The sequence below is a fragment of the Kribbella sp. NPDC049227 genome, from assembly GCF_043197265.1.
Taxonomy (GTDB): domain Bacteria; phylum Actinomycetota; class Actinomycetes; order Propionibacteriales; family Kribbellaceae; genus Kribbella.
In genome coordinates, this window is the sequence record NZ_JBICST010000004.1 from 24,538 (window position 1) to 40,864 (window position 16,327).

14 protein-coding genes are annotated in these 16,327 nt (G+C 68.5%); 5 read left to right on the plus strand and 9 right to left on the minus strand.

What is annotated here, in order from left to right:
• Positions 1-166 precede the first annotated feature (166 nt).
• From ACGFH6_RS17795 to ACGFH6_RS17825, 7 genes are all read right to left on the minus strand, one after another.
• Positions 167-1,546: an FAD-binding oxidoreductase gene (locus ACGFH6_RS17795; RefSeq protein WP_393384888.1), complete on the minus strand. Its 1,380-nt coding sequence runs from the start codon at positions 1,544-1,546 to the stop codon at positions 167-169.
• Positions 1,543-2,409, minus strand: coding sequence for a U32 family peptidase (locus ACGFH6_RS17800; RefSeq protein ID WP_393384890.1), 867 nt, complete (start codon positions 2,407-2,409; stop codon positions 1,543-1,545). Before ACGFH6_RS17800 ends, ACGFH6_RS17795 begins: the two co-directional genes overlap by 4 nt.
• Positions 2,406-3,662, minus strand: a complete 1,257-nt coding sequence (locus ACGFH6_RS17805; protein ID WP_393384892.1) for a DUF2088 domain-containing protein — start codon at positions 3,660-3,662, stop codon at positions 2,406-2,408. Before ACGFH6_RS17805 ends, ACGFH6_RS17800 begins: the two co-directional genes overlap by 4 nt.
• A gap of 86 nt (positions 3,663-3,748) precedes the next feature.
• Positions 3,749-5,605, minus strand: coding sequence for an IlvD/Edd family dehydratase (locus ACGFH6_RS17810; RefSeq protein ID WP_393384894.1), 1,857 nt, complete (start codon positions 5,603-5,605; stop codon positions 3,749-3,751).
• Positions 5,602-7,053: an aldehyde dehydrogenase (NADP(+)) gene (locus ACGFH6_RS17815; RefSeq protein WP_393384896.1), complete on the minus strand. Its 1,452-nt coding sequence runs from the start codon at positions 7,051-7,053 to the stop codon at positions 5,602-5,604. Before ACGFH6_RS17815 ends, ACGFH6_RS17810 begins: the two co-directional genes overlap by 4 nt.
• The gene (locus tag ACGFH6_RS17820) at positions 7,050-7,940 is read right to left on the minus strand and encodes a fumarylacetoacetate hydrolase family protein (protein WP_393384898.1); all 891 of its coding nucleotides are present in this window, start codon (positions 7,938-7,940) and stop codon (positions 7,050-7,052) included. The genes ACGFH6_RS17815 and ACGFH6_RS17820 overlap by 4 nt, the downstream gene beginning before the upstream one ends.
• Positions 7,941-7,951: 11 nt before the next feature.
• A complete protein-coding gene (locus ACGFH6_RS17825) occupies positions 7,952-10,666 on the minus strand; it encodes a UxaA family hydrolase (protein WP_393384900.1) in 2,715 nt (904 codons plus the stop codon).
• A 120-nt stretch (positions 10,667-10,786) separates the two neighbouring features.
• On the opposite strand from ACGFH6_RS17825, the gene ACGFH6_RS17830 reads away from it, so the two are divergent.
• From ACGFH6_RS17830 to ACGFH6_RS17840, 3 genes are read left to right on the plus strand one after another with little or no spacing between them, the layout of a single operon-like run.
• A complete protein-coding gene (locus ACGFH6_RS17830; RefSeq protein WP_393384902.1) occupies positions 10,787-11,479 on the plus strand; it encodes a GntR family transcriptional regulator in 693 nt (230 codons plus the stop codon).
• Positions 11,476-11,892, plus strand: a complete 417-nt coding sequence (locus tag ACGFH6_RS17835) for a hypothetical protein (RefSeq protein WP_393384904.1) — start codon at positions 11,476-11,478, stop codon at positions 11,890-11,892. The genes ACGFH6_RS17830 and ACGFH6_RS17835 overlap by 4 nt, the downstream gene beginning before the upstream one ends.
• A gap of 45 nt (positions 11,893-11,937) precedes the next feature.
• On the plus strand, positions 11,938-12,570 hold the full coding sequence (locus ACGFH6_RS17840) for a hypothetical protein (protein ID WP_393384906.1): 633 nt from the start codon (positions 11,938-11,940) through the stop codon (positions 12,568-12,570).
• A 10-nt stretch (positions 12,571-12,580) separates the two neighbouring features.
• Here the strand turns inward: ACGFH6_RS17840 and ACGFH6_RS17845 are convergent, their stop codons facing one another.
• The gene (locus ACGFH6_RS17845; RefSeq protein WP_393384907.1) at positions 12,581-12,925 is read right to left on the minus strand and encodes a VOC family protein; all 345 of its coding nucleotides are present in this window, start codon (positions 12,923-12,925) and stop codon (positions 12,581-12,583) included.
• Positions 12,926-12,953: 28 nt separating this feature from the next.
• Between ACGFH6_RS17845 and ACGFH6_RS17850 the strand changes: the two genes are divergently transcribed.
• Positions 12,954-13,334: a VOC family protein gene (locus tag ACGFH6_RS17850; RefSeq protein WP_393384909.1), complete on the plus strand. Its 381-nt coding sequence runs from the start codon at positions 12,954-12,956 to the stop codon at positions 13,332-13,334.
• 1,136 nt (positions 13,335-14,470) lie between these two features.
• Here ACGFH6_RS17850 and ACGFH6_RS17855 read toward each other — a convergent pair.
• Positions 14,471-15,766: a Gfo/Idh/MocA family protein gene (locus ACGFH6_RS17855; protein WP_393384911.1), complete on the minus strand. Its 1,296-nt coding sequence runs from the start codon at positions 15,764-15,766 to the stop codon at positions 14,471-14,473.
• A 208-nt stretch (positions 15,767-15,974) separates the two neighbouring features.
• Between ACGFH6_RS17855 and ACGFH6_RS17860 the strand changes: the two genes are divergently transcribed.
• The gene (locus tag ACGFH6_RS17860; RefSeq protein WP_393384913.1) at positions 15,975-16,298 is read left to right on the plus strand and encodes a hypothetical protein; all 324 of its coding nucleotides are present in this window, start codon (positions 15,975-15,977) and stop codon (positions 16,296-16,298) included.
• The last annotated feature ends 29 nt before the right edge of the window (positions 16,299-16,327 follow it).

Genomic DNA, 16,327 nt, shown 5'->3' on the forward strand with positions numbered 1-16,327 from the left:
TGGTGTGAAGCCGACTGCTCCGACTGGGTCCGCGTCGTCTCGGTCGAGGAGTAATCGCTGCGGGTACGCCGCCCCGACAGGCGGCGTACCCGAATCCCCCTGGTGACGGATTTCTCGCCTGGCTCTCCGAAGGCCGGGTTCCTGGTTCGACTCCGGGCAGGGGGACTCAGAGGAAGAGTTTGTCGGGGTTCAGAAGGTTGCCGGGGTCGAAAACGGCCTTGATCTCGCGTTGCAGACGCAAACCCACCGGGCCCAGTTCCTGGGCGAGCCAGTGGCGTTTGAGTTTGCCGATGCCGTGTTCGCCGGTGATGGTGCCGCCGAGCGACAGGCCCAGTTCCATCACGGCGCCGAAGGCTTGCAGGGCGCGGGCTTCGGCGTCGGGGTCGTCGCGGTCGAAGACGACGGTCGGGTGCATGTTGCCGTCGCCGACGTGGCCGGGACAGCAGATCAGTACGTCGTACTTCGTGCCGATCTCGGCGATGCCGCGGAGCAGCGCGACCAGCTTCGAGCGCGGTACGGCGACGTCGTCGATGAGAGTGACACCGAGGGGTTCGAGGGCTGCGTTGACCAGGCGACGGGCCTCGAGAAGCATCCGGGACTCCTCGGCGTCCGACGCCTCGGCGACGTCGATGGCGCCGTGCTCGGTGCAGATCGCCGCGATGCGCGCCACGTCCTCCGCGGCCCGCCGGCCGCGGTCGGACTGCGCGATCAGCATCGATCCGACGTCGGCGGGGAGTCCCATGTCGCGATAGTCCTGGATGGCTCGCAAGGTCGGACGATCCAGGAATTCGAGCAGCGAGGGGCGGAGGCCGGAGGACATGACCGCCGCCGCGGCAGCGATCCCCTCCTCGATGGACAGGAAGGTAGCCGCCGCGGTCAACGAGGCTTCGGGGGCAGGCCGCAGCGCGAGCGTCGCCTCGGTGACGACGCCCAGCGTGCCTTCGGATCCGACGATCAACCGCGTCAGGTCGTACCCGGCGACGCCCTTCGCCGACCGCCGGCCGGTGCGGACGACCTCGCCCGACGCGAGCACCACCTCCAGTCCACGCACGAAGTCCGACGTCACGCCGTACTTCACACAACACAGCCCGCCGGCGTTGGTCGCGATGTTGCCACCCACCGTGGACATTTCCCACGACGACGGATCCGGCGGGTAGAAGAGGTCCTTCTCGAGCACAGCCCGGGACAGGTCGGCGTTCACCACACCCGGTTGCACCACGGCGACCTGGTCCTCGACCGAGACCTCCAGGATCTGGTTCATCCGCGCGGTCGACAGCAACAGACAGCCGTCCACCGCATTCGCCGCACCCGACAACCCGGTCCGGGCTCCCTGCGTCACCACAGGCACACCGAACGACCCAGCAGCCTTCAGAACCTCCGAGACCTCAGCGGTCGACGACGGCCGCACCAGCAGCCGCGGTACGCCGGCCGTACAGAAGGTCGCGTGGTCATTGCGATGACTGTCCAGTACGTCGGGATCGTCGACAACCGCTTTGTCGCCCAGCGACGAACGCAACCGGGCGACGAGTGGATCAGCAGGCGTCATGCCTCATCCTGTTCGGCCAGCAGCCGCAGGATCAACTCCGCCCGCCGTACCCGTTCCCGCCCGAGCGCCTCCGCCGTCCCGGTGAGATGCGCACCCACCGGATAGATGTTCGGAGCGTTCCGCAGACCCATCTTCAGATAGACCGGCGCCGCGACCCGGACGATCTCCGGTACGTCGTAGAACCGCACATGCCCACCCTGATCGTCAGGGACCTCGATGTACATGTCGATCGGCACCGATGTCACCGACCGGATCTCCGCCAGCACCGGCACCGGCAGGTCGGTCGACACGTTCAGGCTCGTCGCGCCCAACCGCTCGTACAACCGAGCAGTCGGGGCATTGGGCAACGGCATCAGCACCGACGTCTTCAGCACCAGGTCCGACGGCAACGACCCGTCGACCTTCAGCTCACCGAGGATCTCCAGTACGCCGATGTCCCCGACCAGCAGGCTCCGCACCCCGAGCTCGACGGCCCGGAACGCATCACAGAGCGACGCGGCAACCATCTCGTTGCCCCGCGCAACACCGCCGACAGCGGCGGAGACCTTGGCCTGACCACCGATGTCCCACGCACCGCGCGGGCCGAGGAACAGACAGACCTCGACTCCGGCCGACGTACCGAGCGAGAGCATCTCCTCGATCTCGCCGTCGGTCAGCATCATCACGCCGCTGCCCTGCGACACCCGGTCGATCCGTACGCCGCGGGTCTTGGCTTCCTCCAGTACCGCGGTCATCACCCGCGGCCCTTCACACGAAGGGATCTCCACCTTGTACGGCGCCCCGTCCGGGAACGTCCGCGCGGACGCGCCGCCCGGGCGGAAGCCACGATCGGCCAGCAGTGCGTGTGCCTCGCGAAGGTTCATGCGTCACTCCAGGTTCCGAGCCGGCCGGCCGTTGTCAGGTTCCGCGCCGGCCCGGTGATCTCCAGGTCGAAGCGGTCACTCACCTCGGTCAGCAGTGCCGGCGTCACCATCAACTCGTTCGGGGACAAGGTGTCCTTGATCCGGGCCAGCCGGAGCTCGGACCAGTCGCGCCGGCCGCACATCGTCGCGGCGGCGAGCACGGTGGCCTCGTCGTCTTCCATCACCATCGGCAACCGGGAGCGGCGGGCTCCCCCGGCGCCGGACGTCAGGGCGTTGACATAGCTGACCCGAAAGTCGACCTGCTCCAGCAGACGCGCCGGGATGACGTCGGCCAGGCCGAGACCGGACGCGTTCCCGTGCGACGCCGGGGTGAGCGAGTGCACGCTGATCGTCGCGATCGAAGGCGACTCGAACTCGGGGATCCCGTGCACCCAGCACCGGCCGATCACGTTCGTGTCCATGCCGGCCCCGGACTTGTCCTTGCCCAGTTCATCGATCACCAGCACGTCCAGCTCGTCGAACGGCAACCGGCCGAGCAGGCCGCCGGCCCGTTGCAGCAACGCCTGCTCGGCCACACCAGCGATACCGTCCGGCTCGAGCAGCTCGACCGCGGCGGTCTTCTCCCGCGCGTTCTCCAGGATCGCCAGCCCACCAAGGATCTTGCCCTGCGCAACGACCATGCGGGCGGCCGCCTCGATGTTCCCACCGAGTGACGGGATGCCGCCGGCATGCAGCGAGGCCGCACCGACGTGGTTGCCCAGGCCGATCGCGAGGACCTTGGCGATCCCGCTCTCGATCGGGCCGCGGAAGTCGGTGTGCGGCTTGACCCGGTTCACCAGGAGTACGCCGTCCGCCTTGGCGGCGATCGCATCGTGGTGGATCTCGGTGCCGTCTGACAGCGTGCCGACGACCACCGTCTCCATGGTCGCCTCGATCGGGCAGCCAACGGATTCCGGCGTGATGCCGAGCCCGGCGAGCATCTCCTTCTGACCGTCAGCGGTCGCGCCGCCGTGCGATCCCATCGCGGGGATGACGAACGGCGCGGCGCCCACCGACTTCAGCCAGTCGACGGCCGCCTTGACCACGGGGACGAGGTCGTGGATGCCACGGCTGCCCGCGGTCACGGCGATCCGCGCATCAGGTGCGATGCGGGATCGCAGGGGTTCGAGCGCTGCCTGCGCTTCGGCGTACGGATCTGCCGAGGTCGGGACGTCCGAGAGCAACCGGCGGATCGGCGTGACCTGCGGGATCACACCGGTGGGCCGGAGCCCCCGGATCGCTTCGAAAGGTCCCCAAGACGAACCTCTCGCTTCGCTCGGGGGTTGTTGTGCGGATGTCATCAGTGGCTCTGCCTGGCTACGGCCGAACCGGTCCGGCCGATGAGGAAGTCCAGGTCGCAGCCCTGGTTGGCCTGGGTCACGTGGTCGACGTACAGCCGTGCCCAGCCGCGGTCGGTCGGTGGCGTCGGCGGCTGCCAGTCGGCGCGCCGCTTCTCCAGCTCCTCGTCCGGCACGTCCAGATGCAACCGCCTCGCCGGCACGTCCAGTTCGATCCAGTCACCGGTCCGCACCAACGCCAACGGCCCACCAACAGCCGCCTCCGGCGTGACATGCAGTACGACGGTGCCGTACGCCGTACCGCTCATCCGGGCGTCCGAGATCCGCACCATGTCGTCGACACCGATCTCGGCGAGCTTGCGCGGGATGGTCATGTTGCCGACCTCGGGCATCCCCGGGTAGCCCCGCGGGCCGGAGTTCTGCAGCACCAGCACGGTGTCCTCGTCGACGTCGAGATCCGGGTCCTCGACGGCCTTGTCGTACTCCTCGATGCTGCTGAACACCAGTGCTTTACCGCGATGCTGCAACAACCGCTCGGACGCCGCGGACTGCTTGATCACGGCACCGTCCGGCGCGAGATTCCCCTTCAGTACGGCGGTTCCCGCGCCACTGCCCAGCGGATCGCCGACAGGCCTGATCACGGCGGTCGCCGGCTGACCCTCCTGACCACTCCAGTCGGTCCGCTCCGCGTTGGCGACGTTCTCGCCCATGGTCTTGCCGGTCACGGTGATCGCGTCTGCCTTGATCAGCGGCAGGATCTCCTTCATCACCGCGGGCAGGCCGCCGGCGTAGTAGAAGTCCTCCATCAGGTACTTGCCGGACGGCTGCAGGTCGACGAGCCACGGCACGCCGCGGGCCCACTCGTCCATGTCGTCCAGCGTCAGGTCGACGCCGACCCGGCCGGCGATCGCGAGCAGGTGGATGACCGCGTTGGTCGAGCCACCGATCGCCGCGTTCGCCCGGACCGCGTTCGCGAAGGCGTCACGGGTCAGGATGTCGCTCGGCTTGAGGTCCTCGTGGACCATCTGGACGATCCGCTGACCGGCCTGCTGAGCGATCGAGTAGCGGCGGGAGTCGACCGCGGGGATGGCCGCGGAACCGGTCAGCTGCAGGCCCAGCGCCTCGGCCATGCACGCCATCGTGGACGCCGTCCCCATGGTCATGCAGTGTCCGTTGCTGCGGGACATCCCGGACTCGGCCGCCGCGTAGTCGGCCTCGGTCATCCGGCCGGCGTTGCGGTCCTGGGTGAACCGCCAGACCGCCGTACCCGAGCCGATGTCGCAGCCGCGGAATTTACCGTTCAACATGGGACCGCCGGTCACCACCAGGGTGGGCAGGTCGACGCTCGCGGCGCCCATGATCGAGCCCGGTGTGGTCTTGTCGCAGCCGGTCAGCAGGATGGCCCCGTCGATCGGGTTGCCGCGCAGCGACTCCTCGACGTCCATGCTGAGCAGGTTCCGGAACAGCATCGCGGTCGGCCGGAGCATGGTCTCGCCGAGCGACATCACCGGGAACTCGAGCGGGAACCCGCCGGCCTGCCAGACGCCGCGCTTCACCGAGTCGGCCAGCCGGCGCAGGTGCGCGTTGCAGGGGGTGAGCTCGGACCAGGTGTTGCAGATGCCGATCACCGGGCGGCCGTCGAACACCTCGTCGGAGAAGCCCTGCGCACGCATCCAGGACCGGTGGATGAAGCCGTTGCGGTCCTTCTCACCGAACCAGTGGTCGAAACTCCGCCGCCCGATCGGCGCGTCGGGACGCTCCGGCTCGCCGGTCGTGCCGGTCTTCTCCGGCGTCGGATCCCCGCTGCCCGGCGGCACGGAGGCGTCGCGCGGGTCGCTGGTCGGTGGCAGATCGGTCATCGAGACACCTCACCTGTAGTCACGGTCCCGTTCACCCGGCGGCTGATACCGCTCGGGTTCGCATCCTTGAGTACGTCGGGCAGCACCGCATCCGGCGTGTCCTGGTAGGCAACCGGTCGCTGGAACCGGCGGGCCGCGGTCACGCCGACGCTGGTGTGGATCGAGCCGACGGTCGACGGGAACGGCCCGCCGTGGTGCTGTGCCCACGACACGGCCACACCGGTCGGCCAGCCGTTCCACAGCACCCGTCCAGCCCTTGCCGTCAGCAACGGCAGCAGCTCCGCGGCCAACTCGGTGTCAGACGACTCGGCGTGCAGCGTCGCGGTCAGATTGCCTTCGAAGGCCTCGACAGCAGCGCGGAGTTCCTCCACGCCGCTGTATTCGACAACGATCGAGACCGGCCCGAAGCACTCCTCGAGAATCTCGTCACGACGCGCGAGCAGCTCGGGGACCGTTGTCTGCAGCAACGTCGCGCCACCGGAGGCCCAGACCCGGATGCCGTCGACCTTCTGCAGGCGGTCGAGGCCTGAACCGAAGCCGTCCTTGATGCGGTCGTTCAGCATCGGCGCCTCGGCGACTCCACCGACCGCTGACGCCAACTCGTCCTGCAGATCATGACCGGCGGGCAGGAAGAGCAGTCCCGGCTTGGTGCAGAACTGACCGACGCCGAGGGTGAACGAGCCGACGTACCCCGTCGCGATGTCCTTGCCCCGGGCATCGATCGCGGCCTGGGTGACGAAGACCGGGTTCAGGCTGCCGAGCTCCCCGTAGAACGGGATCGGCTCCGGCCGGGTGACCGCGATCTCGTGCAGCGCCTTGCCGGCCGGGACCGAGCCAGTGAAGCCGGCCGCCGTGATCCGCGGGTCCTTCAGCGCGGTCACGCCGACGTCGAAGCCCTGGATCAGACCGAACGAACCAGCCGGAGCACCGGCCGAGGCCAGCGCCGCGATCATCACGTCGGCGGTCCGCGCGGACAGCTCAGGATGACCGGGGTGCGCCTTGACGATCACCGGACACCCGGCAGCCAGAGCAGAGGCGGTGTCACCGCCACAGACACTGAAGGCGAACGGGAAGTTGCTGGCGGCAAACACCAGCACCGGTCCGAGCGGCACCAGGACCCGGCGCAGATCCGGACGCGGTACCGGCTTCGCCTGAGCGTCCGCCGTGTCGATGATGACCTCGAGCAGCGAACCTTCTTCCAGCACCTCGGCGAACATCCGCAGCTGGCCGGTGCTCCGCGCGACCTCGCCCCGCAGCCGCGCCTCCGGGAGCGACGACTCCCGCATCGCGATCGGCACCAGTTCGTCCGCCGCCGCGTCGAGGGCGTCCGCTACCGTGCGGATCCACCCGGCCCGTACAGCGGGCTCCGCGGCGCCCAGCGCCGGTGCGGCAGCCGCTGCGCCGGCCAGCGCCTGCTCGAGCTCGGCGGGGGTGGTGTCCGGGATCATCGCTTCTCCTCCAGGTTGTCGGTCGCCAGGAACGCGAACGGTTCCCGGCCGACGGCCACCGTATTCGTCAGCGTGCCGAGCTCGGCGATCGTGATCGTGATGACGTCGCCCTCGGCCAGCGCGAAGTCCAGCTCGGGCACGATCCCGGTGCCGGTCGCCAGGATCACGCCGTCCGGGAAGTCGTTCGGCACGAACAGGGCGTCGATCAGATCCTGCAGCTCCCGCACCAGCTTCGCGGTGGACGTCGTACCCGCGAACACCTCGTCGCCGTCGCGCTCGATGACCAGGTCGATGCTCAGGTCCTTCGGGTTCGCGACCTCCCAGGCGGGCCGGACGCCGACCGCCAGCGAACAACCACCGGCGAACAGCTTGGCCTGCGGCACGTACAGCGGGTTCACGCCCTCGATCGAGCGCGAGCTCATGTCGTTGCACACCGTGAAGCCGACGATCTCGCCGTGGCTGTTGGCGACGACCGCGAGCTCGGGCTCGGGTACGTCGTGACCCGAGTCGACCCGGATGCCGACCGGCTCCCCGTCGGCCACGACGCGCCAGGCCGGGGCCTTCTGGAAGAGCTCCGGCCGATCGGCCGTGTAGACCTTGTCGTACACGGACTGCTCGGTGCTCTCCTCCATCCGGGCACCGCGCGACCGCTCGTAGGTGACGCCCGCACACCAGACCTCACCCCGCCTGTCGAGAGGCGGCAGGAACTTCAGGCCGTCGACCGGGACCGGCTCCCCGAGCTTGGCGACCGCTGTCTTCAGGTCGTCGAGCGGGAGCCGCAGCAACTCCGCGAAGCTGCCGACGCCTTCGACCGGCGCCACGGTGTCATCGGTACGCACACCGACGACGGGCCGACCGTCCGGGGACTGGTAACGGACCAAATGCATAGAGCTGCCTTTCACATCGAGGTGCCGAGGAGACCGCGGGTGATCTGGAAGCCGACGTTGCCTGACGCAACCGCCTTGGGAACGAACTGCCGGCTCGCCACCGCAGCGATGGTGTCCAGACCGATCCGGGCCTGGTCCGCGGCGTTGCCGGTGGCCACCGCGTCGAGGTCGTCGCCGTACTTCGCCACCGTCTCGGGATCGTTGCTGAACTCAACGACCGGGACGAACCGCTGTGCGGACAAGGTGCCGCCGGCAACGTGCGCGAGGATCTGCTGGACGCCGGACGCACCGAAGCCGGTCGCCGTCTCCATCCAGTCCGTGCCAGGCATCCGCATCACGTGCCACCCCGGCACCGCGAACCGCTGGCCGTGCGCGATCGTCGGCCCCACGGCCGCGTCAGAGCCGAACGCCGTACGACGGAAGACATCGTGCGCGAGCAGTCCGCCGCGGGACGAGAGGACGACGGATCCACCAGAGCCGACGATGTCGCGACCGACCAGCGCCAGCGCCTCCGCGGTCTCGGAGGTCAGCGGGCCACGCGCCTCCAACCCGATGGTGAGGTCGCCGAGGGTCCCGGCGTGCTCGACCGGAGCGTCCAGGTCGAAGCTGTTGAACCAGTCGCGCACCTTCGCGCCGACCGCATCGAGGCCACCGTCGGCCTGGATGCTCGCCCAGCCGAAGCGGGACGGGTCGGCGCCGGCTTCGACCAGGCGCGACCGGAAGTAGTCGTTGTGGGTCTTCTCGCAGCCGTGCTCGAGCAGTAGCGCCATCCGCGTGTTGGGGTGGAGCAGATAGCCGAGCATCGTGCGCGCGAACGTCTCCTCGGAAGCACCGCCACTGCTGCCGCAGCCCTCGGTGTGCGGCAGCGCGACCATCCGCGTGACCGCGTCGCCGGCCCACTTCTCCAGTTCACCTTGCGCCGCGAGCCGGAGTGCGATCTGCCCCGAGCACAAGCTGGTCGGCAGGATCAGCCCCACGGCCTCCGGCACCAACCGGTTGTCAACCTGCAACAGCCGTACGGCAGTCCGGTCGGTGGAGCCAAGACCCGCGAGCGAAAGACCGTCCAGCGGAGCGTCACGGTCCTCGGCCGGGAGGTCGACGAGCTTGCGGCTCATCCGGCCGTCGGTGGTGATCGAGATGCCTTCGCGCGGACCGCTCTGCTTCCAGTTCCGCCAGATCGACACCTGACTGTGGCCTGCCCGCTCCCCCGCGCTCAGCTCGCCGGACGCGACGCGGACGGTCAGGTCGAAGGTGTCCGCGGTCAGCTCGGCCATCGGCGTACCGGTGAGGTAGCGGCCCGCGTCCACGTCCATCTCGGCGTGCAGGCGCTCGTACCGGTCGTGGGTGGTGACGAACTTCAGCGTGGGCACGAACGGGAAGTTCGTGATCGAGCCATTCCCGGTGGTGAAGAAGATCAGGTTGCAGCCGCTGCCGATCTGGCCCGCGACCGACTCGAGGTCGTTGCCGGGGCTGTCCATGAAGATGTAGCCGTTGCCGGGCAGCGGTTCGCCGTAGTCGATCACGTGGTCCAGCCGCACTTCGCGTGGCAGCTTCCGCGCGGCGCCGATCGACTTGAGGACGATGTTATAGAGGCCGCGGTACACGTTGCCGCCGGACGGGTTGCCCTCCGCTGTGTGACCGTGCCAGCCGACGCGTTCCTTGAACGAGCGAATGGTGGCAAGGAACCGCTGAGCTGTCGCGAGGTCGCGGACGTTCTTCAGCACGTAGGGTTCCGCGCCGATCAGCTCGTCGGTCTCCGCGAGTACGGCGGCGCCACCGTGCTTGATCACTTCCGCACCGACCAGACCGGCCAGCGGGTTGGCGGAGATCCCCGAGAACGCGTCGGATCCACCGCACTGCAAGGCGATCTTGAGGTCGGCGAGCGGGACCTCCTCGCGCTGCTGGGCGTCCACGACCGGCAGCCACGGCTCGACCAGCGCGCCGGCTTCGGAGAGGTCGTGCTCGAAGCCGGCCCTGCGGGTGAAGTACGCGTACGGGACCTTGATCGACGGATAGTCGTGCTCCGCCATGAAGTCCTTGATCGCCTGGCCGGACACCACGTCGTCCTCGGTGTCGACGATCAGTACGGCGCCGACGTTCGGGTTCAGCGTGAAGCCGGCCAGCGTCGCGAGCAGGAAATGCAGATTGTTCGGGGCCTCGTCCTCGCCGCCCTCGGTGTGAGCCACGGGTACGACGCCGTCCCCGGCGGCCGCGCCGTCGAAGCGACGGGCGAGCTCGGTGACGAACCCACTGCTGCGGGAACTGGTCGCCATCAGGACGACGTGGTTGCGGGTGCCGGCCGGGCCCTGCTCGCGGGGGTAGCCGAGGAACGTTCCGGGCTGCTCGACGCTGGTCACCTGCGCGCCGAAGTTCAGGGCGGACTCGTCCAGCTCGTACGGGTCGAGCGGCTCGTTCGTAGCCGACGGCTCGTCCGGGAGACCTTCGACCCCGCGGGCGGTGACTGCCGCGAGGCTGGTCGGCGTACACACGTAGTCGCCCGGGACCAGATCGCGGGAAGCGCGGGCGAACGGGGTGTTCCAGGAGGTCAGCGCCTCACCGGGAGCCACAGGGGTGACTACGAAGCGGTGCCCTTCGAGCACGGTGTGTGGCAGCGCGACCACAGCGTCGCCGAGCTCGATCTCCGTCCCGGCTTCGAGCCGGCGGGAGGCGATTGCAACGTTGTCCCCCGGCTCGGGCAGGACTCCGACCTGTTCGAACCTCACCATTCGTTTTCTGCCTTCCCGTAGCTAGCCCGGGTCGAATCGTGCATGATGCATGATTACAGTGCCACCCTGCCGAAGACGACCGGCCGGGTCAAGACCGCGACCAGGATCCGGAGAGAGCCGATGACGGAACCCACCCTCGGGACCGTGGCGCCGCAGGACCGGCGGCTGCTCCGGCGGCAGATGCTCGCCGACGACGTGTACGAGGCGATCAAGACGATGCTGATGGACCACGTCATCCGGCCCGGCGCGCGGATCTCGATCGACGGGCTGGCGCGCGAGTTCCAGGTGTCGTCGACACCGGTGCGGGAAGCGCTGGCGCGGTTGGAGTCGGAGGGACTGGCGGTCAAGGAGCCGCTCAAGGGGTACCGCGCGACACCGCTGCTCACGCTGGAGGAGTTCGACGACCTGTACCGGTTCCGGCTACTGCTGGAGCCGTGGGCGGCACGGCGGGCGGCCGAGCTGATCGACGACCACGGGCGCGACCGGCTGCGGACCGAGCTGGCGAACGCGGTCGAGCCGACGTCGGTCGACTACGCCGGCTACAAGTCGCTGACCGCGCACGACAACCGTTTCCACTCCCTGATCGCGGGGCTGTCCGGCAGCGAGCAGGTCCGGCTCGCGTTCGAGCGCACCCACTGCCACCTGCACATCTTCCGCCTCCACTACGACCGCGACATCGGCCCTGAGGTCCTCACCGAACACCGCACGCTGGTCGACGCCATCGCCTCCGGCGACCCCGCCGCCGCCGAGTCCGCGATGACCCAACACATCGAGAACTCGATGACGCTCCGGCTGCGCAAGATCTACGAGTGACCCGCCGTCCCTTCCCCCTGGCGGATCAGGTCCCGCCCGAGCTGTCGTCGTACATCCTCGACTTTCACTGGGACCTCTCGCTCCTCCACCAGCTGGAACTGCCGACTCTTCGCGTTCCACTGTCTGAGCTCGCCGGGCATCTCGACCTCCCATTCTGGGCGTACGACGGCCGGCCGTTCCAGGTCACGCCGTACCAGGTCGCGGATGATCCGATGCGGTACCGCGAGCAGTACGACCGGACGATGGCGGCCGACCTGAGTCACCCGCTGGACGTCGTACGCCGACCGGACGGACGGGTCACGATCCTCGACGGGATCCACCGGTTGTTGCGGGCCGAACTCGAGGGGCGGACGGTGGTCGACGTACGTGTGCTGGCGTGGGAATTGGTGGATCGGATCGCGGTTCGAGACTGAGGGTTTGCGGTGATGGGGTTGGGGCACGGCGGGGGGATGGATGCTGTGGATCTCCCTGCTCCGCGGCCTGTTCTGTGGCCGTTGCGGCCGACGGAGTCGGCGCAGGTGTCGACGTCACCCCACGGCGGGCGGACCGTCGTCACGATCCGGCACGCGCCGCTCGACCAGGTGACGCCGGAAATGCTCGCCTGGTGGTACGGCCACGTGCCCGGGACGATGCGGTACGCCGGGGCGGTCTGGCCGCGGTACCTCGTCTGGCACCCGTTGGACCACATCTCGTACGAGCTGACGACCCCCGGCAAGGTGGTCGCTCCGGGCGCCCGGCTGCACATCAAGGAGGCGCTGGGCCGTGACCTCGCCAAGCTGATCGATCTCCAGGTGACAGTCGAAACGGTCGACCAGCAGTTCGCGATCATCTCCAAACGCATCCTCGGTACGTCGATCGTCCGGCTCGAGAACGAGTTCGAGCCGTACCACGGCGGCAGCCGCTACACGACCCGCCTCACACTGGGCGACACCACGCTGCTGGGCGGTCTGTACCTCAACAACATGGCGCACACCCGCGCGTTCCCCGCCCCGAAACTCGCAGCCTGGATCCGCCACCACATCGAGGAGATCGGCAACCTGGAGAACTTCCTCCCCGACCTAGTCCGCCACCGCGCCGACCACGAACCCTGAACAACCGGCGTTACTCCAGTGGGGCGCCGCCGTAGGAGATCTCGTTGCCGTCGGGGTCGTAGTAGGTGACGTGGCGTACGCCGTTCTCGTAGGTCTCGCGCTTGGCCGGCTCGATGCCGCGGTCGGAGATCGCCTGGATCCGGGCTTCGAAGTCCTCGACGAAGAGGGTGTGCTGAGCGTGGCCGGCGTGCTCGGGAACCACCTCGATGTACAGGAACTGGTGGTCGCCGACCTCCCAGACCGCCTCGATGTCGTTCGGCAGGAAACTCGGCGGCGCGCCCAGCAGCTTCGTGTACCAGTCGACCGCGGCCGCGTAGTCACTGACCGAGATCCCGGCGAACAAGTCCAGAGCCATACCGGATCCTACAAATAGGGTTGGGGGTATGAAGGTGAATCGACTGGATCACCTGGTCCTGACCGTGGCCGATCTGGACGTGACGGTGGACTTCTACCAGCGGGTGCTGGGGATGGAGCCGATCACGTTCACCGGCGGGCGGCGGGCACTCGGCTTCGGAACGAGCAAGATCAACCTGCATCAGGTCGGACATGAGTTCGAACCGAAGGCGCGGCATCCGGGGGCAGGCACCGCCGATCTGTGTTTCATCGTGGACGACCCGATCGAGCAGGTACGCGCGGAGCTGATCGCTCACGGCGTCGAGATCGAGCAAGGCCCGATCGAGCGCACGGGCGCGACCGGCCCGATCCTCAGCGTCTATCTCCGCGACCCCGACCACAACCTGATCGAACTCAGCAACTACCTCTAGGTGTACTCGGTCATGAGGTTGGTGACAGGCGAGCGCTGTGGTCTTGGGGGTGTGGCGGTCTGGTCGTGCTCTGTGAGTCCGGGCGGCGGGTAGTGGTCGCCGGGGTTGTAGGGTGCCGGTTCTTGATGCTGGACGACGACGGCGCCGATCATCGCGATCTTCGGAAACAAATGTGCACCCAGCGACGAAGAGTTTCCGATGATCGGCGCACCCGCGGGCTGCCAACCCCCTGCCGAGCCCGCCAGCTCGACTCGGCCAGGACATGGCGACCGGCGGCGCGGTCAGCGCGGCGCGGTCAGGACGGCGGCGCGGTCAGGGTGGCAGGGTCGTGCCGCAGGCAGCTTGTGGTGACCGCGGACATGTTATTTCCTGTCCGCGGTCGCCATATCCTGTCCGCGGTCCAGCGCCGGCCCGAGTACATCTAGGCGGCGACGAACGAGCGGACGCGGGTCGTCCTACCCGTACGGTCGGCGAAGCAGCTGCCGCGCGGCGGTTCCACACGTACGGTCGGCGGAGGAGCTGCCGCGGCAGCACACGAGGGCTCGCCCACTCGTGTGCTCCCGGAGAAGCTCCCGCGAGACGCACGCCGGCTGGGTGGGCGCGACCAGCCCGCACGCCGCCGGCGGTAGCCGGCAGGAATCCGCGCACCACCGGCGATGAGCCGGCCAGGATCGCACCGGGGATGCGCGGAGGGTGGGTGGGAGCGCGCAAAGCGGTCGCGACGGAGGAGCGGGCGGAGCACCCGGGGGCCGCGAGTGCGGGAGCACCCGGGGGTGCGTGCTCCGGGTTGCTCTGAGCACCCCAGTGCTGCGTACTCGCGGGTTGCTCACAGCCCCCGGTGGTGCGTACTCGCGGGTTGCTCACAGCCCCCAGTGGTGCGTACTCGCGGGTCGCTCACAGCACCCCAGTGGTGCGTGCTCCCGGGTTGCTCACAGCCCCCAGTGGTGCGTACTCGCGGGTTGCTCACAGCACCCCAGTGGTGCGTGCTCCCGGGTTGCTCACAGCCCCCAGTGGTGCGTACTCCCGGGTCGCTCACAGCACCCCAGTGGTGCGTACTCCCGGGTTGCTCACAGCCCCCAGTGGTGCGTACTCCCGGGTTGCTCACAGCACCCCAGTGGTGCGTACTCCCGGGTTGCTCACAGCACCCCAGTGGTGCGTACTCCCCGGTTGCTCGGAGCTGCTGGGGTGCATGCTGGCGGGGTGCGGAGAGCAGACGGGACGTGCTCCCGGGGGTGTTCAGGCTGGGGGGTTCCGTGGTCGGGGATCTCTAGTTGTACGCCGCCCTGTAGGGCGGACTGGTGGGCGTAGATGCCGGGGAGGGTGTAGCGGGCGGCGACCCAGGCGTTGACGGGTGGGAGGGTCTTGTCGGCGACCGCGCGGACGAAGTCGTCGGCGAGGAAGTGGTGTGAACCCTCGTGGCCGTTGTGCATGCCGTCGAACTCGGCGGGCAGGCGGCTGCGGTCGTGCACCGGGGAGAGGCCGGACCGGAACGCGTCCCGCAGTGCCGGGTCGACGTTGGCGAGGTCGGCATCCTCGAGAGAGCTGCTCGGCTTCGTCTCCATCAGCTGGCTGATGTCCTCGACGCCCTCCTTGGTCTGCCAGACCGTGGTGGTGGCGAGTTGCTCGAAGCTCCCCTCGGTGCCGAACACCCGCAGCCGCGACTCCCGGATGTGCGACGGGTAGCCGACGCGGCGCATCTCGTTCGTCCGCATCACTCCGCCGTCGGCCAGCTTGAACAGCGCGGTGGCGTTGCTGAAGTCGTTGTCGAACTGGCTGACGTCCTTGTCGAAGACGCCGTCGCCGCGGTCGTCCTTCACACCGATACAGGACACGTGCGTGGCGTGCTGGCCGGTCACCGAGAGAACGTTGCCGACGGCATGCGTCGGGTAGAGCATGGGCGGGAACGACGCGGTCTTCTTCCAGTCGTCGCCGCCGCTGTACTGGTACGCCGCGTAGAAGCCGAGGTCCATGTCGTGGACGTAGTCGCCCTCGGAGTAGAAGACCCGGCCGAACTCACCGTTGGCGAGCTTCTGCCGGCAGTACACCGACGACGGGTAGTAGAAGCTGGTCTCGCCCATCATGTAGGTCAGGCCGGTCTCCTTGACCAGCTCGATGATGCGGGCGATCTGGTCCGCCTCGATCGCCATCGGGACGGTCGAGTAGACGTGCTTGCCGGCCTCCAGCGCGCGGATCGCCATCTCGCCGTGCAGCCACCGCTGGGTGAAGATCGCCACCGCGTCCACGTCGGAGGCGAGCATCTCCTCGAACGACTGGTACGTGATCGAGATGCCCTGCTTGGCCGCCATCTCGGCGGTCCGTTCCGGCAGTACGTCGGTCAGCCGCACGTCGGACACGTCCGGGTGCGCGGACCACAGCCGCAGGAACGAAGGGGCGAACTGGCCGGCGCCGACCACACCGATGCTGAATCCCATGCGGATAGGCAATCACACATTTTTCTTCCACGGAAGAACAAATTCAGACGTTGGAATGTGTGATCCAGACCACGCGGTCCAGGCCTCCCGCCGGCGACGGTGCAGCCGCGTGGTGTCCACCTCGCTGCGTAAACTGCCGGCTCGTATGCCCGTCTGGGATGTCTACGCGCACACCGACGGTCTCCCGTTCGACCCGAAGGACTGAGCCGTGCCCGACCGACCTGAGATTGTCTGCATCTGCGGCTCCACCCGGTTCGTGGACGAGATGCGCGCGGCGAACCGTGATCTGACCTTCGCAGGTGTCATCGTCGTCGCGCCAGGCGTCTTCCGGCCCGCCGAGGATCACGAAGCAGACGAGTTGCTCACCAACGAGCAGAAGACCGCGCTGGACGCCCTCCACCTGCGCAAGATCGACCTGGCTGACCGGGTTCTGGTCGTGAACCCAGGCGGGTACATCGGCGAGTCCACGAGCAGGGAGATCGCCTACGCCCAGGCCACCGGCAAGCCGATCTCGTTCACCGATCCCAGCTGACCAGTAGACGCTTCGTGGTGCGCGCGGGC